A 23,079-nucleotide genomic window follows, 5' to 3' on the forward strand; every position below is an offset into this window, starting at 1 on the left:
GACGAGAACACCGACCGAACGGAACAAGGACGAAGATGATCGACGACGCGTTGCTCGACGCCGAGGAGAAGATGGAGAAGGCGGTCAACGTCGCCAAGGAGGACATGGGCTCCATCCGCACCGGGCGGGCGAACCCGGCCATGTTCAACAAGGTCAACATCGAGTACTACGGCTCGATGACCCCCGTGACCCAGGTCGCGAGCATCAACACGCCCGAACCGCGACTCGTCGTGATCAAGCCGTATGAGGCGTCGACGCTGCGCGACATCGAGACCGCGATCCGCAACTCCGACCTCGGGGTCAATCCGACCAACGACGGCACGATCATCCGCGTCGCCGTCCCGCAGCTCACCGAGGAGCGTCGCCGCGATCTGGTCAAGCAGGCCAAGGGCAAGGGTGAGGACGCGAAGGTCGCGATCCGCAACGTGCGCCGCAAGGCTGCCGACGAACTCAAGCGCATCCAGAAGGACGGCGAGGCCGGCGAGGACGAGGTGTCGCGCGCCGAGAAGGAACTGGACAAGACCACGGCGACCTACGTGCACCAGATCGACGACTTGGTCAAGCACAAAGAAGACGAATTGCTCGAGGTGTGAACGAGGTTCCGCAACGGGGCGGTGAGAAGAAGTCGCGCGCCGGCCGCGACCTGCCGGCCGCGATCGCGGTCGGCGGCACACTCGGCATCAGCATCATCGCGATCCTGATCTTCGTCCCGAAGGTCTGGTACGGGCTCGTGGCGGTCGCGTTCGCGGTCGCCACCTGGGAGGTCATCAAGCGCCTCCGCACCGGCGGTTACGACGTCGCCCTCTGGCCGCTGCTCATCGGCGGCCAGGCCATCATCTGGGCGAGCTGGCCCTGGGGTCCGACCGGAGCCCTCGTCGCCTTCGTGGCGACGGCCCTGGTGTCGATGGTGTGGAAGCTGCTCGGGCAGGGCATCGACAAGGCGCCGGTCAACTACCTCCGCGACCTCGCCGTCACCGTGTTCGTGCTGGCGTGGCTGCCGCTGCTCGCGTCGTTCGGCGCCCACCTGGTGGTACAGGACGACGGGGCTGCCAGAGTGGCCACGCTGATGGTCGTCGTGGTGTGCTCCGACGTCGGCGGCTACGCCGCGGGCGTGATGTTCGGCAAGCACCCGATGGCGCCGGCGATCAGCCCGAAGAAGTCCTGGGAAGGCATGGTGGGCTCGCTCCTCGTCGGCACTGTCGGTGCCGTCGGCTGCGTGGTGTTCCTGCTCGAGAGCCACTGGTGGATCGGCATCATCCTGGGACCGGTCCTGGTGGTCTGCGCGACCCTCGGCGATCTCGTCGAATCCCAGGTGAAGCGCGATCTCGGGATCAAGGACATGGGCACGCTGCTGCCTGGCCACGGTGGCATCATGGATCGGCTCGACAGCCTGCTGCCGTCGGCGTTCGTGGTGTGGGTCGTGCTCACCGCGCTGCTCTGAGCACGCGCCACCGCGCCGCCGGACGCTACTTGGCTGCCTTCTTCAGCGCGCGCCGCAGTTGGAGCATCCGCAGGCCGCCCACGAGCGCGACGACCAGTGCACCGGCGATGGCCGCGATCAGCAGGCTGACCCCGAGGGGCAGGTTTACCTCCCAGAACAGCAAGTCGATGGTCTGCGACTGGAGGTTCTGCACGATGAAGACGAGCAACAGGACCAGGATGATCGCGCCGATCACCACGCCGAACCAGGTGGCGCGCGTCCGCGTGTGCTCCACGTCGGCGACCGTGCGGCGGAGACGATCGCGATGGTCCGGGTCAGGGGCGTGCTGCTCCGGGGTGTGCGCGTGACCGGTCGCCGGTGGCGGTGACCCGGCGGGCTGTTCGCCCCACGCCGGTACCGAACCCGTGTGCCGTCGGTCCTCGGGTGTCGTCATCACTTCATCATGACATGCGACAATGGCGAAATGACCTCATTGCCACTTGTGTTCGACGCGCCCAAGCGTGGGCGGCCGCCGACACACTTCGCCGACCTCGACCCCGCCGGTCGCGTCGCGGCGCTGGCCGACCTGGGGCTGCCGAAGTTCCGGGCCGATCAACTGGCCCGCCAGTACTATGCGCGCCTCAACGGTGACGTCGACGAGATGACGGATCTGCCGGCGGCGTCGCGCGAATCGGTGCGGGACAAGCTCTTCCCGCAGCTGCTCACCCCGGTCCGGCACATCTCCTGCGACGACGACTCCACCCGCAAGACGCTCTGGCGCCTGCACGACGGCACGCTCCTCGAGAGCGTCCTCATGCGCTACACCGATCGCAACACGCTGTGCATCTCCAGCCAGGCGGGCTGCGGCATGGCCTGCCCGTTCTGTGCCACCGGGCAGGGCGGACTGGACCGCAACCTGTCGACCGCCGAGATCGTCGATCAGGTGCGGGCCGCGGCCCGCGCGCTGCGCGACGGGGAACTCGGCGAGCCCGGACGCCTGTCGAACGTCGTGTTCATGGGTATGGGTGAGCCGCTGGCCAATTACAAGCGCGTGGTCAGCGCCGTCCGGCAGATCACTTCGCCGGCGCCGGAGGGCCTCGGGATCTCCGCGCGCTCGGTGACCGTGTCGACCGTCGGTCTCGCGCCGTCGATCCGCCGTCTCGCCGACGAGGGGCTCGCGGTGACGCTCGCCGTCTCCCTCCACACGCCCGACGACGAACTGCGCGACACCCTCGTCCCGGTCAACAACCGGTGGTCGGTCGCCGAGGTGCTCGAGGCGGCCCGCTACTATGCCGACACCACCGGACGGCGCGTCTCCATCGAGTACGCCCTCATCCGCGACGTCAACGATCAGCCGTGGCGGGCCGACCTGCTGGGGGAGAAGCTGCACCGCGCCCTCGGGTCGCTGGTGCACGTGAACCTCATCCCGCTGAACCCGACGCCGGGATCGGAATGGGACGCCAGTCCCAAACCGGTGGAACGCGAATTCGTCCGCCGGGTCCGCGAACAGGGGGTCTCGTGCACCGTCCGCGACACGCGCGGGCAGGAGATCGCCGCCGCGTGTGGTCAGCTGGCGGCCGAAGAGCGCTGACCCCGGGGCGTCGACCCGGGGCGAGTTGAGAAGCAGATACGACGAACGCCGAGCGGATCACCGCTCGGCGTTCGTCGTCGATGAATCGATGTGTCTGGTCAGGACCACTTTCCGCGGTTCATCCACCATCCGCGCACGGCGAAGAACAGGGTGCCCGCGGCGAAGGCGATGAGGTACAGGTCCTCGATGTGACCGGTGTGGTTGCCGATGATCATCGCGAGGAGGAACAGCGCGAAGAAGATGGCCGCACCGTAGAAGGTCTTGGTCGCCGCTCCGTGCCAGCCGAACCGGGCGGACGGGGCATCGGCGGGCTCGCGGCGCCAGCCGGTGTCGATGACCTCGACTTCGCCATGCCCTCCATCGCCGTGCCCCACAGTGTGCTCAACATCGGTGCTTGCCACAGCCACTCCTCACAGCGCGGACGTCAGATGTCTGACGATCGGTAGTAGTTCTCCGAGCAGCATAGCGGCACCCCCCGCCCGCAGGACGGTCCGGTGTCACCGGCGGCGGCGGTTCGTCGACGTGGATGGTCCAGAATGGGTGCGTGCCCACACGCGTGCTGATCCTCGGCTCCACCGGTTCCATCGGCGTCCAGGCTCTCGAGGTGATCGCCGAGCATCCGGATCGCTTCGAGGTCGCCGGTCTCGGTGCCGGTGGGGCGAATCCCGATCTGCTCGCCGATCAGGCCGCCGCGTTCGGCGTGCCGGCCTCGCGGATCGCCGTCGCCGACACCGCGCGAGCGGACGAGCTCGCCGATCGCCTCGGCGGCCGGGTCCTCGGCGGAGCCGATGCGATGTGCGACCTGGTCGACGCCGTCGCCGCGGACACCGGGGTCGATGTCGTCCTCAATGCCGTCGTCGGCTCGATCGGCCTGGCGCCCAGCCTCGCCGCACTCCGATCGGGTGCCCGGCTCGCGCTGGCCAACAAGGAATCACTCGTCGCCGGCGGGGCGCTCGTCCTCGACGCCGCCGCTCCCGGGCAGATCGTCCCGGTCGACTCCGAGCACTCCGCGATCGCGCAATGCCTGCGCGCGGGAACGGCCGCCGAGGTGGATCGACTGGTCCTCACCGCGTCGGGTGGCCCGTTCCGCGGATGGACCCGTGCGCAACTCGAGGACGTCACCCCCGAGCAGGCCGGCCGACATCCCACATGGTCGATGGGCCCGATGATCACGCTCAACTCCGCGACCCTGGTCAACAAGGCCCTCGAGGTCATCGAGGCGCACCTGCTGTTCGGCGTCGACTACGACCACATCGACGTCACCGTCCACCCGCAGTCGATCGTGCACTCGATGGTGACCTTCGTCGACGGGGCGACGGTGGCGAAGGCCTCACCGCCGTCGATGAAGCTGCCCATCGCCCTGGCCCTGGGATGGCCGGACCGGGTGCCCGGTTCGTCGACGGCCTGCGACTTCTCGACTGCGTCGTCGTGGACGTTCGAGCCCGTCGACGACGCGGTGTTCCCGGCGATCGACCTGGCTCGACGCGCCGGTGCGGCGGGAGGCAGCCTGACGGCCGTCTACAACGCCGCCAACGAGGCCGCCGCAGCAGGGTTCTTCGCAGGTGCGATCCGGTTCCCGCGCATCGTCGAGGTCATCGAGGAGGTGCTCGGCGAGGCAGATCAGTGGCGCCGGACGCCAGGTACTGTGGAAGAGGTCTTCGCCGCCGATCGGTGGGCCCGGGATCGTGCTGCGCAGCTGGTCGCGGCCGCATCCGTCTGATCGGCGGCCCTCGTGAGCGGGTGCGCCCCGTGATCCGGATGGAGTAGGTACGTGAGTTTCGCGATCGGCGTCACGCTGTTCGCCGTGGCGCTGTTGCTGTCGGTCGCCTGGCATGAATGTGGTCACATGTGGGCCGCGCAGGCGACGGGCATGAAGGTGCGGCGATACTTCGTCGGTTTCGGTCCCACGATCTGGTCCACCCGTCGCGGCGAGACCGAGTACGGGATCAAGGCGCTGCCGCTCGGCGGATTCTGCGACATCGCCGGAATGACCCCGCACGAGGAGCTGGCCTGGGACGAGAAGGACCGGGCTATGTACAAGCAGAAGGCCTGGAAACGCCTGGTCGTGCTGTTCGCCGGACCGGCCCAGAACTTCCTCCTCGGTTTCGTTCTCATCATCATCGTCGGTCTGACGTTCGGACTGCCGAACCTCAACCCGGGGCCGACCCCGGCACGCGTCGCCGAGACGCAGTGCGTGCCGGCGACCAGCACGATCGTCGACGGTGAGAAGAAGGACGCGCCCTGTGCCGCCGGCACCGGTCCCGCGGAGGTCGCCGGGTTGCTCCCCGGCGACGACATCGTGGCGATCAACGGCCAGCCGGTCGACCGGGCGTCGGATCTGACCCCGGTGATCCGCGAGTCCGCCGGCCCGGTCGCGCTGACGGTCGACCGCGACGGTCAGCGACTCGACCTGACGATGACCCCCGAGCCCACCACTGTGACGACGACGAACGCCGACGGCACCAGCGAGACCCAGACCTACAACATGGTCGGGATCGCCTACGACGTCCCGCCGACCGTCATCACCTACAGCGGCTTCGAGATCGTGCCCGGCGCGATCGGCTTCACCGGCGACCTGTTCGTCGAGACCTGGAACGCGCTGCTGTCCCTGCCGTCGAAGATCGGTGCGCTGTGGACCGCGGTCACCGGCGGCGAACGCGCCCTCGACACCCCGGTCAGCGTCTACGGCGCCTCGGTTCTGGGCGGACAGGCCGTCGAGCGCGGGCTGTGGGACCTGTTCTGGATGCTGCTGATCAGCATCAACTTCTTCCTGGGACTGTTCAACCTGGTCCCGCTCCTCCCGCTCGACGGCGGACACATGGCGATCGTCGGCTACGAGAAGGGCCGCGACACCGTGCGGCGCTGGTTCGGCCGGGCACCCGGTGGGGCCGTCGACTACTACAAACTGCTCCCGATCACCTACGCCGCCGTGGTGATCATGGCCGGCTTCATGGTGCTCACGCTCACCGCCGACATCATCAACCCGATCAACCCGTGGCAGTGACCCGGACGATCCGGGTCGCCGTCCGGCGCCGAATACCACCAGAGAACCGAAACCCCCAGAGGTGAACGAGATGAACGCCCCGACTCCCGCGACCGCTGTGCCGATCGGACTCGGCATGCCCGCCGGACCACCGCCGGTGCTCGCCCCGCGTCGGAAGACCCGGCAGTTTTTCGTCGGCTCGGTCGGCGTCGGCAGCGACCACCCGATCTCGGTGCAGTCGATGACGACCACCAAGACCCACGACATCAATGCCACCCTGCAGCAGATCGCGGAGTTGACGGCCTCGGGGTGCGACATCGTGCGTGTCGCGTGCCCGCGTCCCGAAGACGCCGAGGCGCTGCCGATCATCGCCAAGAAGTCCAAGATCCCGGTGATCGCCGACATCCACTTCCAGCCGAAGTACATCTTCGCCGCGATCGACGCCGGCTGTGCCGCCGTGCGTGTCAACCCGGGCAACATCAAGGAGTTCGACGGCCGGGTCAAGGAGGTCGCCAAGGCGGCCGGTGATGCCGGGATCCCCATCCGGATCGGCGTCAACGCCGGGTCCCTCGACAAGCGGATCCTGCAGAAGTACGGCAAGGCGACCCCGGAGGCGCTCGTCGAGTCGGCGCTGTGGGAGGCCGGGCTGTTCGAGGAGCACGGCTTCGGCGACATCAAGATCTCGGTGAAGCACAACGACCCGGTGATCATGGTGGAGGCCTACCGCCAGCTCGCCGCCGCCTGTGACTACCCGCTGCACCTCGGGGTCACCGAGGCCGGGCCCGCCTTCCAGGGCACGATCAAGTCCGCCGTCGCCTTCGGCGCGCTGCTCAGCGAGGGCATCGGCGACACCATCCGGGTGTCCCTGTCGGCCCCGCCGGCCGAGGAGATCAAGGTCGGCGACCAGATCCTGCAGTCGCTGAATCTCCGCCCGCGCAAACTCGAGATCGTCTCGTGCCCGTCGTGCGGCCGCGCCCAGGTCGACGTCTACAAGCTGGCCGACGAGGTCACCGCCGGACTCGAGGGCATGGAGGTCCCGCTGCGCGTGGCCGTGATGGGGTGCGTCGTCAACGGCCCCGGGGAGGCCCGGGAAGCCGACCTCGGCGTGGCGTCCGGAAACGGCAAGGGGCAGATCTTCGTCAAGGGCGAGGTCATCAAGACGGTTCCCGAGGCGCAGATCGTCGAGACCTTGATCGAAGAAGCGCTGCGGATCGCCGAGGAATCAGGAGAAACTGGAGACGGTACTCACGTGGGCCCGCCCGTGGTGACCGTTTCCTAGGTCGGCGGCAGGCTCGAGAGGGAGGAGCGGCGTTGCTGAAGCTACTGGGCGACAAGCCGCTCGGCGCTCGTGATGCGGCTGCTGTCGAACGTGTCCTCACCTCGGACCCGGTGGCGATGTGCATGGTCGCGGCCCGCTTCGAGACGCACGGGATCAACCCCCGGCTGCTGGGCGGCGAGCTGTGGACCGCGCAGAATCCCGCGTCGTCCCTCTGCTTCTCCGGCGCCAACCTGATCCCGCTCACCGGTTCGCCCGAGGATCTCGACTACTTCTCCGACCGCGCCATCGCCGGGCCGCGGGCATGCTCCTCCATCGTCGGCCGCGCCGACCTCGTGATGCAGATGTGGGAACAGATCGAGCCGGTGTGGGGTCCGGCGCGTGAGGTCCGGCCGGTGCAGCCACTGCTCGCCCTCACGTGTTGTGCGGCGGTACCCGCCGACCCGCTCGTGCGGTTGGTGACCCTCGACGACCTCGACGCGTACATGCCCGCGGCCATCGACATGTTCATCGGCGAGGTCGGTGTCGATCCGACGGCCGGCGACGGCGGTCGTTCCTATCGTCGGCGCCTCGCCTCGCTCATCACCGCGCAGCGGGTGTTCGCCCGCTTCGACGGCCCCGACGTCGTGTTCAAGGCCGAGATCGGCTCGCTGTCCCGCCGGGTCGGCCAGATCCAGGGAGTCTGGGTGGATCCCGACCGGCGCGGTGAGGGACTGGGACTGGGTGGTACCGCGGCCGTCGCCGAGGCCGTCGCCGCTCACGGCCGCATTCCGAGTCTGTACGTCAACAGCTTCAACGTGACCGCGCGCGCGGTGTACGACCGCATCGGGTTCACCGAGGTCGGCACCTTCGCGACCGTCCTCGTCGACTGAGCGCCCGCCCCGCGTGGCGTCGCGGGATTCCGGCCGGGCCACCCTAGACTCGACTGCGATGTGGCGCATGCGAACTCGATGGACCCCGGCGGTGATCGTCGCGGTGTGTGCTGCCGTGACGGTGGCCACGGTCGGTTGTTCGGCTTCCGAGGACGACGGGCCGCGCCGCGCCGCGGAGCGCTTCCTGCAGGCCTACGCCGATCGTGAGGTGGCGTCCGCGGCGGCGCTGACCGACACACCCGCTGCCGCGGAGTCCGCGATGGAGTCGGCCTGGGCCGGGCTGGGTGCCGAGGCGCTCGAGTCGCAGGCCGGGCGGGTCCGCGTCACCGGGGACACCGCCGAGGTGGACGTCGACTACACGTGGGCGCTGCCGCGGGGCCGCGACTGGGCCTACGACGCCACCCTGCGGATGGGCCGGTCCGACGACGGCTGGGCGGTGCGCTGGGCGTCGACCAACATCCATCCGAAACTCGGTGCCGATCAACGCCTTTCGCTCCAGATTGTCGAGGCGCCGCGCGCGACGGTCAATGAGTCCGACGGCTCGGAGGTGATGGTCAACGGCACCGTCGTGGGCGTCAACTTCGATGCGACCGCCGCCGCCGAACAGGGCGCGTCGGTCGCCGAGTCGGTGACCGGTGCGGTCGCGGTACTGCGCCGGTTCAGTCCCTCGCTCAACGAGCAGACGATCATCGAACAGGTCACCGCGAACCGGCAGCAGTACCCGCTCGCCCGGCTGTCCCACGACCAGTTCGACCGCTTGCGCGACCAACTGGCGATCCCCGGCGTCGTGACCAACGAACAGGCCGAACTGGTCCCCGAGGACCCGAGATTCGCGCCCGCCCTGCTGACCGAGGTCAAGAAGGTCGTCGACTCCGAGGTGTCGGGGCGGGCGGGCTGGCGGGTGGTGACGGTCAACCCCAACGGCCTCGACGCCGACGTCCTCGCCGACCACGACCCGGACCCCGCGCCGGCGGTCTCGCTGAGTCTGTCGCGGACGGTGCAGAACGCGGCCCAGCGAGCGGTCAACGCCACCAACCGGTTCCAGATCGCGCTGGTCGTCGTGCAGCCGTCCACCGGTCGGATCCTCGCGGTCGCCCAGAATCCCGCGGCCGACCGGTCGGGGCCCATCGCGACGACCGGTCTGTACCCGCCCGGGTCGACCTTCAAGATGGTGACCGCCGCGGCCGCGATCAGCCATCGGATGGCCACCCCCGACACTCCCGTCGGATGTCCCGGCGCCATCCAGATCGGTCCGCGCCTGATCCCGAACTACGACGGGTTCTCGCTGGGGACGGTGTCGATGCTGCGGGCGTTCGCGCAGTCCTGCAACACCACGTTCGCCAAACTCGCCAGCGAGATGGGACCGTCGGATCTCGCGCACGCCGCGGCCGCGATGGGCGTCGGACAGCAGTACGAGATCGCCGGCCTCGACGCCGTGTCCGGCTCGGTGCCGATCGAGAACGAACTCGTCGCCCGCAGTGAGGACGGCTTCGGGCAGGGCAAGGTCCTCGTCTCGCCGCTGGGGCTGTCCCTGGTGGCCGCCACCGTTGCGAACGGTCGGAAGGCCCCGGTGCCGCAACTCATCCTGGACAAGCCCACGAAGGTCGAGGGTCCGACGCCCACGATGGCACCCGAGGTCTACGCCCAGCTGCGCCCGATGATGCGTGAGGTCATCACGAGCGGTACGGCGTCGGTGATCGACGGCCAGGGTGCGGTCTTCGGCAAGACCGGTGAGGCGGAGTTCGCCGGCGGGTCACACGCCTGGTTCGCCGGCTACCGTGGCGACATCGCGTTCGCCACCCTCGTCGTAGGTGGTGGTGATTCGAACAACGCGGTGGCCGTCACCCGCGACTTCTTCGCCGGTCTCGGACCGGGCTACGCGGTGCGCCCTCTCTCCTGAGACGCCCTCACCAGTGCGCACCATCTTCTAGGCGCTACCGGGTGTCCGGACGGGGAGGATCACCCGTCGCCCGGCATGTTCGATCACCTCGACGGGGTGGTCGTAGGTGTGGCTGAGCAGGTCGACGGTCATCACCTCCGGCGTCGGCCCGATCGCGAGCAGCCGGCCGTCCTTCATCACGGCCACCCGGTCGGCGTAGGCGGCCGCGAGGGTGAGGTCGTGCACCACCAGCAGCACGGCGTTCCCGGCATCGCGGTGGACGCGCAGGATGTCGAGGACCTGCTCCTGATGGTGGATGTCGAGTGCCGCGGTCGGCTCATCGAGCATCATGACGGGGGTGTCCTGGGCAAGGGCACGACCCAGGGAGACGCGTGCCTGCTGGCCGCCGGAGAGCTGTCCGAACGGCCGGTCGGCGATGTCGCCGAGCTCGCACAGTGCCATCGCGTCGGCGATCACGGCGGGGGAGTTCGCCGCGCGCGGTGTCCGCAGCCACGGGTAGCGGCCCATCGCGACGACCTGGGCCACGGTGAAGGGGGTGTCCACCCGGTTCTGCTGGGTCACCAGCGAGCGGTGGCGGGCGAGTTCGCGCATCGAGGTCGTCGCGACGTCCCTGCCGTCGACCTCGATGTGACCGCGCTGCGGTGTGCGGGTGCCGGACAGGGCCGACAGCAGCGTGGACTTGCCACACCCGTTGGGGCCGACGAGGGCGACGAGTTCACCGCGCCCGACGTCGAGGGTCACCTCGCTCACCACCTCGCGTCCGCCGAGAACGACCGAGACGTCTCGGGCGTGGATGCCCAGGGCCGTCGTCGCGGCGGTTTCGGTCGTCACCATCCGGCACCCGCGTGACGGCTGCGACGCAACAGGATGAAGAAGACCGGGCCACCGATCAGGGACGTGAACATGCCGAGCGGGAGGTCGGCGTCACCGAGCATCGTCCGGGCGGCGAGGTCGGCACCGGTGATGACCAGCGCTCCACCGATCACGCTGGTGGGTAACAGGATCGCGTGGCGCGGTCCGACGATGAGGCGCATCACGTGCGGCACGATGAGGCCGACGAAGGCGATGATCCCGGCGAAGGCGACCGCCGCGGCGGTCAGCACCGCGGTGAGCACGATCGCCTGCCGGCGGACGGCCTCCACGTTCACGCCGAGGGAGGCGGCCTGGATGTCGCCCAGCGCGAGCAGATCGAGCTTCGAGACCAGGAACAGGCAGGCCGCGACACCCACGACGACGAGCGGTGCGACGACCCAGATCTCGCTCCAGGTGCGTCCGGCGAGCGAGCCGAGCTGCCAGAAGATGATCTGCTCGCGGGCGGCGGTGGTGGCCACGAAGGTGAGGAACGCGATGATCCCGGCCGCGAACGCGTTGACCGCGATACCGGTGAGCACCAGCATGATCGCCGACGACGACCCGTCGCGAAGGGACAACACGTACACCGCCGCCGCGGTGATGAGGCCGAACACGAAGGCCGCCCCGGCGAGAGCCCAATTGCCCGCCGCGCCACCGGCTCCGGCGGTCCCGCCGGCGAGCACGATCATCAGACAGGCGCCGACCGCGGCGCCGGAGGAGACGCCGATGATCCCCGGTTCGGCCAGCGGGTTCGCCAGCACTCCCTGCAGGAGGCAACCCGCGGCGCCGAGCGCGGCTCCGACGAACAGTCCGAGCACGATGCGCGGGAAGCGCACATTCCACAGCGCGCCTTCGCCGTTCGGGTGGGAGGGGAGCGGTCCGAGATCGAGGTGGAAATGGTGGGCGAGGCTGCCGAGCACCTCGAGCGGCGGCACCGACACCTTTCCGGTGCCCGCGGACACGATGACGAGCACGACCAAGGCGACCAGCATCACCGCCACCACCGTGAGGTCACGGACCCGATGCGACGTGCCGGCCGGGGGAGCGACGACGGCCGACGGGGTCGTCGGCTCGGTCGCCGGGTCCGTCGTGGTCCGCGCTGGGTCGGTCATGCGTAGATCGACCTCGCCAGCGCACCCAGCACCAGTCCGACCTCGGGGCCGAACGCCAGGATCTGACTCTCGTCCATCTGCACGACCCGTCCGTTGCGGCCGGCCTCGGTGTCGGCCACACCCGGCAGGGTCAGCACCCCCTCGGGTCCGCCGACGGTGGCCGCGCCCTGGGTCATCACGAGGATCACGTCCGGGTCGGCGGTGATCATGGCCTCGGCGCTGATCGCGGTGAACGCGCCGGTGAGATCGGCTGCCGCGCCGGCATCCCGGCCACCGAGCGCCTCGATGAGGTCGTCGGCACCCGATCCGGGCCCGGCCAGCAGCAGCAGGTTGCGTCCGCGGATGTAGAGGAACGCCATGGTGGGATCTCCGGACGGATCCGGGACCAGCGCGCGCGCCTCTTGGATCTGGGCGTCGGTCCGGGCGACGAGCTTCTCGCCGGCATCGGCGACACCGAGTGCGGCTGCGACCGAGCGGATCAGGGTGTCGTTCGACTCCAGATTGCGGGCGGCCGGGAACACGACGACCGCGACGCCGGAGTCGCGGATCTGGTCGACGGCGGCGGTGGGCACAGTGGACTCGCTGACGAGCAGGACGCTCGGGTCAAGGGCGAGAACGGATTCGGCGTTGAGGCTGTGTCCGCGGTTGGTCACCACCGGCCGCGATCTCGCCGAGGGGAAGGCGGTGGACGTGTCGCGCCCCACCACGTGCGACCCGAGTCCGAGGGCGTACACGATGTTGCCGAGGGTTCCGTTGATGTCCACGGCGATGATCCGGTCGGCGTCGTCGACGGTCACGTCGCCGTACCGCAGCGAGTCCACGGTCGCGGGCAGCCGGGGAGCGGGATTCTCGACGACGGGCGTGACGTCGGACTCCGCGAGCGTCGCAGTCTGCGGGCCGTCGCGCAGATGTGCGCCCGGCGAGTGCCGCTCCTGCTCGATCGGGGTGACGAAGCACGCCGACAGGCTCAGCACGGTCAGCACCATCACCAGCGCCGCCCGTAAGCCCCTGGTCCGCACCGCACACCTCCATCGTCGACTCCGATGGCCTCCCATCGGCTCCTCCCGGCGAGCTTAGTGACGTTCGCCGCGGTGTCCGCCCACGGGCCTCGCCGCGACGGGCCGGGATAGTCTGGTCGCATGCCAGTTCGCAGTGCCCTCACGCCGGGGATCGTGTCGCCCGTCCGGTCCGTGCCCGACTCCATCGAACGTCCCGAATACGTGTGGAAGCCGACGGTGAACGAGGGCCATGAGCCCTGGGTGCAGACCGCCGAGACGATCGAGAAGATGCGCATCGCGAGCAAGATCGCGGCCAATGCACTCGCCGAGGCGGGCAAGGCCGTCGCCCCGGGCGTGACCACCGACGAACTCGACGCGATCGCGCACGAGTACATGATCGACCACGGTGCCTACCCGTCGACGCTGGGCTACAAGGACTTTCCGAAGTCGTGCTGCACCTCGTTGAACGAGGTGATCTGCCACGGCATCCCGGATTCGACGGTGATCGAGGACGGGGACATCGTCAACATCGACGTCACCGCCTACATCCACGGCGTGCACGGCGACACCAACGCGACCTTCCTCGCCGGCGACGTCGACCAGGAGGCCGCCGATCTCGTCGAGCGGACGCGGATCGCGACCGAGCGGGCCATCAAGGCCGTCAAACCGGGTCGCGAGCTGAATGTCATCGGTCGGGTCATCGAGTCCTACGCGAACAGGTTCGGCTACACGGTCGTGCGCGATTTCACCGGCCACGGCATCGGTGAGACCTTTCACAACGGGCTGATCGTGCTGCACTACGACGAACCGAACGTCGACACGGTCCTCGAACCCGGGATGGTCTTCACCATCGAGCCGATGATCAACCTCGGCGCACTGCCGTGGGAGATGTGGGACGACGGCTGGACCGTGGTGACCGCCGACCGCCGGTGGACCGCGCAGTTCGAGCACACCCTCGTCGTCACCGACGACGGCGCCGAGATCCTCACTGTGCCGGACAACTGACATCGGGCCCGACAACTGAGGTTCGGTCCGACAGCCGAGACGATCAGGCGGGGAAGCGGACGGGTTGCGGTTCGCTGCTCGTCGTGGTCGTCCCGTTGCCGAGCTGACCCTGGCCGTTGAGGCCCCAGCAGTACATCTCGTCGTCCGCGACCGCGCACACGTTCGCCGAACCGGTGGTGACCTCGGTGACCCCCGACAGTCCGTTGACGCGGTCGGGGCTCTTGTCCGGCTGATCGCTGCGTGAACCCCAGCAGTAGGCGGAGCTGCCCGCGGCGGCGCAACCGCCATAGGCCGCCGTGGACACCTCGGTGGCCCCGCGGACGTCGATGCGGGTCGGGGTGCGCCGGTTCTGCTCGGTGCCGTCGCCGAGCTGGCCGCTGGTGTTCTGGCCCCAGCAGAACACGCCGCCGGAGCCGGCGACCGCACACGTCGAGTACAGGCTCGTGCTGATCGACGTGGGCGAGTCGAGTCCGAGGACCCGGGTCGGGGTGAGGCGGTCGAGTGTGGTGCCGTCGCCGATCTGGCCTTCCCGGTTGTTGCCCCAGCAGTACGCCGAACCGCCGGCGATGGCGCAACTCGTGGTGTGCGACGTGGACACGGCGGTCACGTCCGAGAGACCGGCGACGCGGGTGGGCACGTCCACCGACCCGGTACTGCCGTTGCCGACCTGGCCGCTCGCGTTGTTGCGCCAGCAGTAGGCGTCGCCGTCGCTGATCGCGCAGATCGTGAGCCCGACCGACACCGCCGACACCCGGGACAGGCCGGACACCTTCGTCGGCAGCGGCACGTTCTGCCCGGGCGGTCCGATCCCGTAACCCCAGCAGTAGAGGTCTCCGGAACTGATCGCGCAGGTCGTCCCGAGGCCGCCCATGCTCACCGCCGAGACGTCGGAGATGCTGGTGACCGCGACCGGGCGCGGGCGGTCGGTGGTCGTACCGTCGCCCAGCGTGCCCCGTTCGTTGTCGCCCCAGCAGTACAGTCGATTGCCGCGCACCGCGCACGTACTGTCCCCGCTGGAGGCGATGGACTCGAACTCATCGCTGCCGGTGGAGGATCCGCCGGAACTGCTGGGCGGCGTCGTCGATGACCCGGCGACCGGCGCCGTCTGAGGATCCGATCCCGATCCGCTGAGGGCGATCGCGGCCCCGACGACACCGACGACGAGGACGACGACACCGAGCACCGCGGCGACGATCCACGCGGTGCGTGAGCCCGTTCCCCGTGACCCCGGGCCGGGTCCGTGGGGTCCGCCGGGCCCGGTCACATATCCGGGTGGTGGACCCGGCGGCGGTCCGCCGGGACCGTACGCCGGGAACGGTGGGTGAACGCCGGGTGGCTGGGCACGGTGGGCCACCGGGTGCACCGGCGCCTGCTGGGTGGGCGGCGGTGGGGAGAACGGACGGCCGGGTGCCTGCGCCGCGACGACGGAGGGCGCCGTCGACGCGATCTCGACCGCCCGGGCGAGCGCCGCGGCAAACTCGGAGCAGGACGCGAACCGGTCGGCGGGGTTCTTGGCGAGGGCGCGCGCGAACACGGCATCGACGTGGACAAGGTCGGGGCGGCGCTCGGAGATCCGCGGTGCGGGCGTGTTGACGTGGCCGGCGATCAGGGCCATCGGGGTCTGCCCGGGGTAGGGCTGCGATCCGGTGAGCAGCTGGAACGTCGTGCACGCGAGCGCGTACTGGTCCGACGCCGGGATCGCCGGTTCGCCGGTGAGGATCTCGGGTGCGGCGTAGGCGAGGGTGCCGACGAACAGGTTGGTCGCGGTCATCTTCGCGCCGTCCATCAGGCGGGCGATGCCGAAGTCGAGCACGGTGACCCGGGTGATCCGGCCGTCGGGGCCGCGGGCGACCACGATGTTCGCGGGTTTGATGTCGCGGTGGATGACGCGCCGGGTATGGGCATAGTCGAGCGCGTCGGCGACCTTGCCGACGACCGTCACCACGTCGTCGACCGGCAGGGCCGACGCGGCGGCGAGGTCCTCGCCTTCGAGGTAGGACATCGAGAACCACGGGCTGCCGTTCTCCACGCCGTGGGTGTAGACCGTGACGATGCCGGGGTGATCGAGGGCCGCGGCGGTGCGGGCCTCGTTGCGGAACCGCTCGGCGAAACTGGGATCGGCGGGGTTCGGCGAGATGATCTTGAGGGCCTCGCGGCGACCCAGCGTGGGGTGTTCGACGAGCCAGACCTGTCCCATGCCGCCACGCCCGAGCATCTCCAGGACGCGATATCCGGCGAACACCGACCCCGGCTTCACGACCTCCACGTCCGATGACCCCCCTTGGCTCTGAACGACCGGCTGTCGACCTGTTGGTCCGGGTCACTGTATCCAGACCCGCACGACCGCGAGGTGAACGGTGGGACTTGTGAACGACGCCACCGTGGTCGCGGCCTCGGGTCCGGCCTCTAGTCTGTTCCGGGTGGACGGACTCGGTGGCGCATTGCTCGTGGGCGGTACCAGCAGCGATGCCGGGAAGAGCCTCATCGTCGCCGGGCTGTGCCGTGCGCTGCGGCGCACCGGTGTGCGGGTCGCACCGTTCAAGGCGCAGAACATGTCCAACAACTCGGTGGTCACCCTCGACGGCGGCGAGATCGGTCGTGCCCAGGCGTTGCAGGCGTTCGCCTGTGGCCTCGAACCCTCCACCAGGTTCAACCCGGTGCTGCTGAAACCGGGCAGTGACCGTCGCTCGCACGTGATCCTCCGCGGTCGGCCCGCCGGAGACGTCGGGGCCGCCGACTACCTGCACTGGCGGGCGCGGCTGCGTGCCGTCGTCGCCGACGAGTTGGCCGGTCTCCGACGCGACTTCGACGTCGTCATCTGCGAAGGTGCGGGTTCGGTCGCCGAGATCAATCTGCGCGCCAACGACATCGCGAATCTCGGTCTCGCACAGGCGGCGGACCTCCCGGTGGTGCTGGTCACCGACATCGACCGCGGCGGGTCGCTGGCCCATCTGTTCGGTACCACCGCGGTCCTCGACGACGCCGATCAGCGGCTGATCGCGGGGTTCGTGGTCAACAAGTTCCGTGGTGACCCGTCGATCCTCGAGCCGGGACTGCGGCAGGTCGAGGCGATCACGGGACGGCCGACGCTCGGGGTGGTGCCCTTCGCCGACGACCTGTGGCTCGACGCCGAGGACTCGCTCGCGGCGCCGGTCGGGCGGCGGGTCGGGCCGCCGCGCTCGTTCACCGAATCCTCCGCGACCGGAGGACCCCGATTGCGGGTCGCCGCCATCCGCCTGCCGCGGATCTCCAATTCGACCGACGTCGAGGCGCTGGCCTGCGAACCCGGTGTCGACGTCACCTGGGTCGACGACCCGGCCGGGGTGGCGGCCGCCGACCTCGTCGTGCTGCCCGGCACCCGTGCCACCGTGACCGACCTCGAGTGGCTGCGGGCGCGCGGTCTCGGGGAGGCGCTCACCGAACGCGCGGCCCGCGGACGTCCGATCGTCGCCGTGTGCGGCGGATTCCAGATGCTGGGCCGCACCCTCGACGACCGGGTGGAGTCCGGTCGCGGGCGGGTGCCCGGACTGGGGTTGTTCGACCTCGACATCGAGTTCCACGCCGAGAAAACCGTGCGGCAGGTGACCGGGACCGGCGGCGACTCGTCCGGCGTCTCGATCAGCGGCTACGAGATCCATCACGGCCGGGTGACCCGATCGGCCGAGAACACGTGGATCGTCGACGACCGGCACGGTCCGGAGGGCGCGGTGCGGGGGGCGGTCCGGGGTACCCACTGGCACGGACTACTGGCGTGCAACGACTTCCGGCGTCGACTTCTGGCCGACGTGGCGGCCGAGGCCGGGGTCCGTGGATTCCGCGTGGCGCCCGACACCGACGTCGACGCCGTACGTCGGCGACAGGTCGATCAGATGGCCGACCTCGTCACCGAACACCTCGACCTCGACGCCATCATGCGGCTGATCCGACAAGGGCCGCCGCGCCACCCCAAGGTCATCCGTCACCACCTCGAGGACTTGTAGACGCCGGGGTCGTGGAGACGGGTTATCGTGGGCGCCATGACTGAAGACCGCCCCAGGATCGACGACCGACGTCAGGTGACCGTGGGCGGCCTCACCTTCGACGTCCGGATCGGGGGACCGGAGACCGGTCCGTGGGTTCTGCTGCTGCACGGGTTCCCGGTGAACGGGAGCTGCTACGACGACGTACTGCCGCGCCTGCACGAGTCGGGGCTGCGGACACTGGTCATCGATCAACGTGGGTACAGCCCCGGCGCGCGGCCGCCCGGGGTGGACGACTACCGGCTCACCCACCTCGTGTCCGATGTGATCGGGGTTCTCGACGCCCTCGGCATCGGCTACGCGATCCTCGTCGGGCACGACTGGGGCGGCATCGTCGCGTGGCATCTCGCCGGGAAGTACCCCGACCGGTTCACCGGTCTCGTCGTCGCCAGCACCGGGCATCCGTCGGCCATGCGCGACGCTCTCGTCGGTAGCGACCAGCGTGAACGTTCTTCGTACATCCTCGATTTCGTGGCCGACGGGGCCGAGGAGAGGCTGCTCGCCGACGACGCCGCCGAGCTGCGGGCGGTGGGGATCTCCGAGGACGAACTCGCCCCGCTGCGGGAACCGGGCGCCCTGACCGCGGCGCTGAACTGGTACCGCGCGAACTTCACCGGCGACATCAAGGCGACCATGGCGTGCCCGCCGGTCGAGATCCCGACCACGCTGCTGTGGAGCGACGCCGACACCGCCCTGGGTCGCGAACAGGCGCAGGGCAGCGGTCGGTACGTCTACGGCGACTTCCGCTACTGCGAACTCGCGGGCGTGGACCACTGGATCCCGCAGCGCGCGGCCCCGGCACTCGCCAGCGAGATCGCCCTGCGCTCAACGATTTTCTGAGGTCGCGCGGAGGGCCTGGGGTCAGATGTCCAGGCCGAGGATCGCGTTCTCCAGGACCTCGGGCATCGCCGGGTGGATCCAGTACTGGCCGCGGGCGAGTTCGTGTGCGGTCTGGCCGAAGTGCATCGCCTGGATGACCGGCTGGATGACCGTCGGTGCCTGCGGGCCGATGAGGTGTGCGCCCAGCAGCCGGCCGGTGCCGCGTTCGGCGATCAGCTTGCAGAATCCGGTGGTGTCCTCCATCGCCCAGCCGTAGGCGACATCGCCATAGGCCTGGACCTTGACCGCGAAGTCGTGGCCGGCCTCGCGAGCCTCGTCCTCGGTGAGGCCCACCGCGGCGATCTGCGGGTGGGTGAACACGGCCGCCGGGACGTACCGGTGGTCGAAGGTGTCCAGATCGGTTGCGTCCCAGCCTTTCAGGAGATTGGCCTGCACCACCCGCTGTTCGTGGTTGGCGACGTGTTTGAGCTGGTACGGCGAGCTGACGTCGCCCAGCGTCCACACTCCGCGGGCAGCGGTGCGGCCGTGCTGATCACAGCGCACGCGACCTTGGTCGTCGAGCTCGATACCGACGGAGTCGAGGTTGAGCCGGTCGCCGTTCGGCTGCCGGCCGGTCGCGATCAGCAGGACGTCGGCCTCGAGTGTCGCGCCGTCGGAGAGCCCGACCCGCACACCGCCGTCGGGCAGGTCTTCGGCCTCGGTGATCGTGGTCTCCAGCCGCACGTCCCACTTCTCCCGGGCCACCTGGGTGAAGCGGTTGGAGATGTCGGCATCCTGCTTGCGGAGCAGACCCGGGCCGCGCGCGATGATCGACACATGTGAGCCCAGCGCGCCGAAGACGTGTGCGAATTCCGCTGCGATGTAACCGCTCCCGACGATGATCAGGCGTTCGGGCAGCTCGGGGAGACGCATGACGTCGTTGTTGGTGTAGTAGGTGACCCCCGAGTCGGCGATGATCTGGGGGATGACCGCGCGCGATCCGGCGGCGAGCACGACCTCGTCGGCGAGGACCGTGTCGCCGTCTCGCGTGACCAACCGGTACCGGCCGTCGTCGTCGCGCCCGTCGAATTCGACATGGGAGTCGTACACGGTGATGTTCTCGCACCGATCGACCCGGTACTCCTTGCCGCCCTGCGACAACGGGTCGATGCGGCCGAACACGCGCTCGACGATGCCGGGCCAGTCGACCGAGTCCACCTTCGAGTGCACACCCAGGCGCGCACCGTGCGTGGCGATCTCGGCCACCTCGGAGGCGTAGACGAACATCTTGGTCGGGATGCACCCCACGTTGAGGCAGGTGCCGCCGTAGACGCCCTCCTCGAAGATCGCGAGGGTCTTGTCCGCGAAGCGGTCATCGGGAATGGCATTGCCGCTGCCGGAGCCGATGATGGCCAGGTCGACGACCTGCGTGGCGGTCATAGGGGATTCTCGCTTTCGGTTGAGAGGACGGCGGACAGCCAGTGGTCGACCTCGCGATAGGCGTGCTCGCGGGCGTGTGCGACGGAGAGGAAGACGTCGTGCCGGGCGTCGGGGATGGGGACCGCGGTCACCCGGCCGCCGAGGCACCCGCTCCAGCGGGCGATGTGGGTGACGTCGAGGACGGCATCGGCATGATCGGTGGACGCCGAATAGGTCCTGGCGAAATGCGTTTTGTCTGAACGTAACACGAGCGCGGGAACACCGACGTCGATGCCGCGGTGCAGGCGACGCTGACCACCGCGCACCGCGTCGAGGAAACCGAAGGTGACCGGGAATCCGCCCAGCGGTTTCGCCGACAGGTCGTAGTTCCATTCGCCGTGCGCGCTGTCGTGCAGGCTCTCGCCGTAGGCCTGCGAGAGTTCTTTCGGTATCACCCTCGTCGGCGCGACGGCGGCGATCGCCTTGATGAGCAGCGTGACCGGGAGGGTGCGCAGCACCGCGTCGCCCTGCAGATCGAACCAGGGCGAGTTGAGCAGGAGTCCGTCGACCGCCGCGTGCAGCGCCGGGACGCGCTGCCGCAACCGGTCGAGCCAGAGCGCGGTGATGAGGCCGCCCGTCGAATGCCCGGCCACCACGACCCGGCAGTCGGGTCCCACCTCCTCGAGGATGATCCGCAGCGACGCGTTGAGCTCCTCGTCGTACATCGCGAGGTCGGTGGTGAAGTGCGGCGTGTGGTGCGATTGCCGCGAACGCCCGCACTTTCGCAGGTCGACGGCATAGAACGCGTACCCGCGGTCGACGAAGAAGTCGGCGAGCGGCTCGTGGAAGAAGTAGTCGGTGAAACCGTGGACGTAGAGCACGGCACCGCGCACGGGCGACGACTCGGCGCGTCGCACCAGGGTCGCGGTGATCGGAGATTCACCGTCGGGATCGGGGCCCAGGGGGAGCACGCGTTGCCGGTAGTCCTCGAGAAATCGGTCGGGCTGCCAGTCGGCGGATGCGGATGCGCTCACGGCGACCAGCATAGTGACAGGTCAGGACTGCCCGGATGTCGTGCAGCACACAGTTGCGAAGGTCGATTCTCGTGCTGGACGTGCCATGCTGGACAATGACGATCGAGAAGGACCGGGTGAGAAGTGCCCGGTCGAGAAGTTGCCATCCGGGACGACGTGCCGCGACGAACACCGGTCACAGTGTCCCTCCAGGTGAAGTGGAGTCCAGGTGTCGAAAACGGTGATCACGACCGACGTCGCGTTGGTGGGTGCGGGAATCATGAGTGCGACCCTCGGAGCGCTGCTCCGACAGCTTCAGCCCGACTGGTCGATCAGCCTGTTCGAGCAGCTCGACGCCGCCGCCGCCGAGAGCAGCGACCCGTGGAACAACGCCGGCACCGGGCACTCGGCACTCTGCGAGCTGAACTACACGCCGAAGACCGCCGACGGTGACGTCAACATCGACAAGGCGCTCACCATCAACGAGCAGTTCCAGGTGTCGCGCCAGTTCTGGGCCCACTCCGTCGACAACGGCATCCTCGGTGACCCGTCGGAGTTCATCAACCCCATCCCGCACGTCGCCTTCACCCACGGCGCCGAAAGCCACAAGTACCTCCGCAAGCGTTACGACAATCTCGCGACCCAGACCCTGTTCGAGGGCATGGAGTTCATCGACGACCCGGCCGAGTTCACCGCGCGACTGCCGCTGATGTCGGAGGGACGCGACTTCGCCGATCCGGTCGCGCTGAACTGGTTCGACCAGGGCACCGACGTCGATTTCGGTGCGCTCACCCAGCAGCTCCTCAACTATGTCGCCCAGGGCGCCGACATCTACTTCGGCCATTCGGTCACCAAGCTGTCCAAGCAGTCCGACGGCAGCTGGATCGTGAAGGTCCGTAACGGCCGGACCGGGCAGAAGCTGTCCGTGCACGCGAAGTTCGTGTTCGTCGGTGCCGGCGGCGGCGCACTGCACCTGCTGCAGAAGTCGGGGATCAAGGAGGCCAAGGGCTTCGGTGGATTCCCGGTGTCCGGCGAGTTCTTCCGCTGCACCAACCCCGATCTCGTCGCCGAGCACCACGCGAAGGTCTACGGGCAGGCCGCCGTCGGCGCCCCGCCGATGTCGGTGCCGCACCTCGACACCCGCGTCATCAACCACAAGCCGGGCCTGCTGTTCGGCCCGTACGCCGGGTGGTCGCCGAAGTTCCTCAAGAGCGGCAAGATCACCGACCTGCCCGCCTCGATCAAGCCGGGCAACCTGCTCCCCATGGTGTCGATCGCTCCCAAGGAGTTCGGCCTGCTCAAGTACCTCATCAGCGAGCTCGCCGCCGGCCCCGCCGACCGGGTGAAGACGCTGTCGGAATTCGTCCCGCGTGCCCTCGGTGCCGACTGGGAACTCATCACCGCCGGACAGCGCGTGCAGGTCATCCGCAAGACCGGGATGGGCGGACAGCTCGAGTTCGGCACCGCGGTCGTCGCGGCCGGCGACGGCACCATCGCCGGGCTCCTCGGTGCGTCCCCCGGCGCCTCCACCGCCGTGCCGGCGATGATCTCGGTGCTCGAACAGTGCTTCCCGAAGGAGTACGCGGGCTGGTCGTCGAAGCTGACCGCGATCATCCCGTCCTTCGGTCAGAAGCTCAACGACAACCGCGACCTGTACCGCCAGGTGTGGGACTGGACGAACAAGACGCTGCAGCTGACCGACCGGAACGAGGTCCCGGCCGAGACCGGCCGCCTCGCGCCCGCCACCGCCGGTTGATCCGCGCGAGGTGAAGTCCGGTCGCCTTGTGTGCTAACCACGAC

20 protein-coding genes are annotated in these 23,079 nt (G+C 69.2%); 12 read left to right on the forward strand and 8 right to left on the reverse strand.

Going from position 1 to position 23,079, the window contains the following annotated elements; genetic code table 11:
* The first annotated feature begins 35 nt into the window (after positions 1–35).
* Together frr and B1818_RS06690 are read left to right on the forward strand one after the other, a co-directional pair.
* Positions 36–593, forward strand: coding sequence for a ribosome recycling factor (gene frr / locus B1818_RS06685; RefSeq protein ID WP_058250099.1), 558 nt, complete (start codon positions 36–38; stop codon positions 591–593).
* Positions 590–1,441, forward strand: a complete 852-nt coding sequence (locus tag B1818_RS06690; protein WP_058250100.1) for a phosphatidate cytidylyltransferase — start codon at positions 590–592, stop codon at positions 1,439–1,441. Before frr ends, B1818_RS06690 begins: the two co-directional genes overlap by 4 nt.
* A 25-nt stretch (positions 1,442–1,466) precedes the next feature.
* Here the strand turns inward: B1818_RS06690 and B1818_RS06695 are convergent, their stop codons facing one another.
* Complete coding sequence (locus B1818_RS06695) at positions 1,467–1,874, reverse strand: lipopolysaccharide assembly LapA domain-containing protein (RefSeq protein ID WP_058250101.1); 408 nt, start codon at positions 1,872–1,874, stop codon at positions 1,467–1,469.
* Positions 1,875–1,904: 30 nt separating this feature from the next.
* Between B1818_RS06695 and rlmN the strand changes: the two genes are divergently transcribed.
* Positions 1,905–3,011 (forward strand): 23S rRNA (adenine(2503)-C(2))-methyltransferase RlmN, encoded by a 1,107-nt coding sequence (gene rlmN, locus B1818_RS06700; RefSeq protein WP_065628976.1) that lies wholly within the window; start codon positions 1,905–1,907, stop codon positions 3,009–3,011.
* A gap of 98 nt (positions 3,012–3,109) precedes the next feature.
* Here the strand turns inward: rlmN and B1818_RS06705 are convergent, their stop codons facing one another.
* Entirely contained in the window at positions 3,110–3,412 is a 303-nt protein-coding gene (locus B1818_RS06705) for a DUF2631 domain-containing protein (RefSeq protein WP_078112251.1), read from the reverse strand.
* Between the two features lie 143 nt (positions 3,413–3,555).
* On the opposite strand from B1818_RS06705, the gene dxr reads away from it, so the two are divergent.
* The 5 genes from dxr to B1818_RS06730 all read left to right on the forward strand — a co-directional run bounded on the left by dxr (position 3,556) and on the right by B1818_RS06730 (position 10,042).
* Entirely contained in the window at positions 3,556–4,731 is a 1,176-nt protein-coding gene (dxr, locus tag B1818_RS06710; RefSeq protein ID WP_078112252.1) for a 1-deoxy-D-xylulose-5-phosphate reductoisomerase, read from the forward strand.
* A 51-nt stretch (positions 4,732–4,782) separates the two neighbouring features.
* The gene (locus B1818_RS06715) at positions 4,783–6,015 is read left to right on the forward strand and encodes an RIP metalloprotease (protein ID WP_078112253.1); all 1,233 of its coding nucleotides are present in this window, start codon (positions 4,783–4,785) and stop codon (positions 6,013–6,015) included.
* 70 nt (positions 6,016–6,085) lie between these two features.
* Positions 6,086–7,273 carry a flavodoxin-dependent (E)-4-hydroxy-3-methylbut-2-enyl-diphosphate synthase gene (ispG, locus tag B1818_RS06720; RefSeq protein ID WP_078112440.1) on the forward strand — a complete coding sequence of 396 codons (1,188 nt, stop codon included), beginning with the start codon at positions 6,086–6,088 and terminating at the stop codon, positions 7,271–7,273.
* Between the two features lie 32 nt (positions 7,274–7,305).
* On the forward strand, positions 7,306–8,142 hold the full coding sequence (locus tag B1818_RS06725) for a GNAT family N-acetyltransferase (protein ID WP_065628972.1): 837 nt from the start codon (positions 7,306–7,308) through the stop codon (positions 8,140–8,142).
* A gap of 58 nt (positions 8,143–8,200) precedes the next feature.
* On the forward strand, positions 8,201–10,042 hold the full coding sequence (locus tag B1818_RS06730) for a penicillin-binding transpeptidase domain-containing protein (RefSeq protein ID WP_058250107.1): 1,842 nt from the start codon (positions 8,201–8,203) through the stop codon (positions 10,040–10,042).
* Between the two features lie 27 nt (positions 10,043–10,069).
* Here the strand turns inward: B1818_RS06730 and B1818_RS06735 are convergent, their stop codons facing one another.
* From B1818_RS06735 to B1818_RS06745, 3 genes are read right to left on the reverse strand one after another with little or no spacing between them, the layout of a single operon-like run.
* Entirely contained in the window at positions 10,070–10,876 is an 807-nt protein-coding gene (locus B1818_RS06735; RefSeq protein WP_058250108.1) for a heme ABC transporter ATP-binding protein, read from the reverse strand.
* Positions 10,870–12,006, reverse strand: a complete 1,137-nt coding sequence (locus B1818_RS06740; protein WP_058250109.1) for an iron ABC transporter permease — start codon at positions 12,004–12,006, stop codon at positions 10,870–10,872. Before B1818_RS06740 ends, B1818_RS06735 begins: the two co-directional genes overlap by 7 nt.
* Positions 12,003–13,025, reverse strand: coding sequence for a hemin ABC transporter substrate-binding protein (locus B1818_RS06745; RefSeq protein ID WP_078112254.1), 1,023 nt, complete (start codon positions 13,023–13,025; stop codon positions 12,003–12,005). Before B1818_RS06745 ends, B1818_RS06740 begins: the two co-directional genes overlap by 4 nt.
* A gap of 120 nt (positions 13,026–13,145) precedes the next feature.
* Here B1818_RS06745 and map point away from each other — a divergent pair, with 120 nt between their 5' ends.
* Positions 13,146–14,009 (forward strand): type I methionyl aminopeptidase, encoded by an 864-nt coding sequence (map, locus tag B1818_RS06750; RefSeq protein ID WP_078112255.1) that lies wholly within the window; start codon positions 13,146–13,148, stop codon positions 14,007–14,009.
* 43 nt (positions 14,010–14,052) lie between these two features.
* On the opposite strand, the gene B1818_RS06755 is transcribed toward map, so the two are convergent.
* The gene (locus B1818_RS06755) at positions 14,053–16,275 is read right to left on the reverse strand and encodes a protein kinase (RefSeq protein WP_078112256.1); all 2,223 of its coding nucleotides are present in this window, start codon (positions 16,273–16,275) and stop codon (positions 14,053–14,055) included.
* Positions 16,276–16,429: 154 nt separating this feature from the next.
* On the opposite strand from B1818_RS06755, the gene B1818_RS06760 reads away from it, so the two are divergent.
* On the forward strand, positions 16,430–17,989 hold the full coding sequence (locus B1818_RS06760; protein ID WP_078112441.1) for a cobyric acid synthase: 1,560 nt from the start codon (positions 16,430–16,432) through the stop codon (positions 17,987–17,989).
* Between the two features lie 75 nt (positions 17,990–18,064).
* Positions 18,065–18,868, forward strand: coding sequence for an alpha/beta fold hydrolase (locus tag B1818_RS06765; protein WP_078112257.1), 804 nt, complete (start codon positions 18,065–18,067; stop codon positions 18,866–18,868).
* 21 nt (positions 18,869–18,889) lie between these two features.
* Here B1818_RS06765 and mtr read toward each other — a convergent pair whose 3' ends face one another.
* Both mtr and B1818_RS06775 read right to left on the reverse strand, forming a co-directional pair.
* Entirely contained in the window at positions 18,890–20,287 is a 1,398-nt protein-coding gene (mtr, locus tag B1818_RS06770) for a mycothione reductase (protein WP_078112258.1), read from the reverse strand.
* Positions 20,284–21,312, reverse strand: coding sequence for an alpha/beta hydrolase (locus tag B1818_RS06775; protein ID WP_078112259.1), 1,029 nt, complete (start codon positions 21,310–21,312; stop codon positions 20,284–20,286). Before B1818_RS06775 ends, mtr begins: the two co-directional genes overlap by 4 nt.
* A 196-nt stretch (positions 21,313–21,508) precedes the next feature.
* Here B1818_RS06775 and mqo point away from each other — a divergent pair, with 196 nt between their 5' ends.
* Positions 21,509–23,035: a malate dehydrogenase (quinone) gene (mqo, locus tag B1818_RS06780; protein ID WP_078112260.1), complete on the forward strand. Its 1,527-nt coding sequence runs from the start codon at positions 21,509–21,511 to the stop codon at positions 23,033–23,035.
* The last annotated feature ends 44 nt before the right edge of the window (positions 23,036–23,079 follow it).

The sequence above is a fragment of the Gordonia sp. IITR100 genome, from assembly GCF_002009645.1.
GTDB lineage: Bacteria > Actinomycetota > Actinomycetes > Mycobacteriales > Mycobacteriaceae > Gordonia > Gordonia hongkongensis.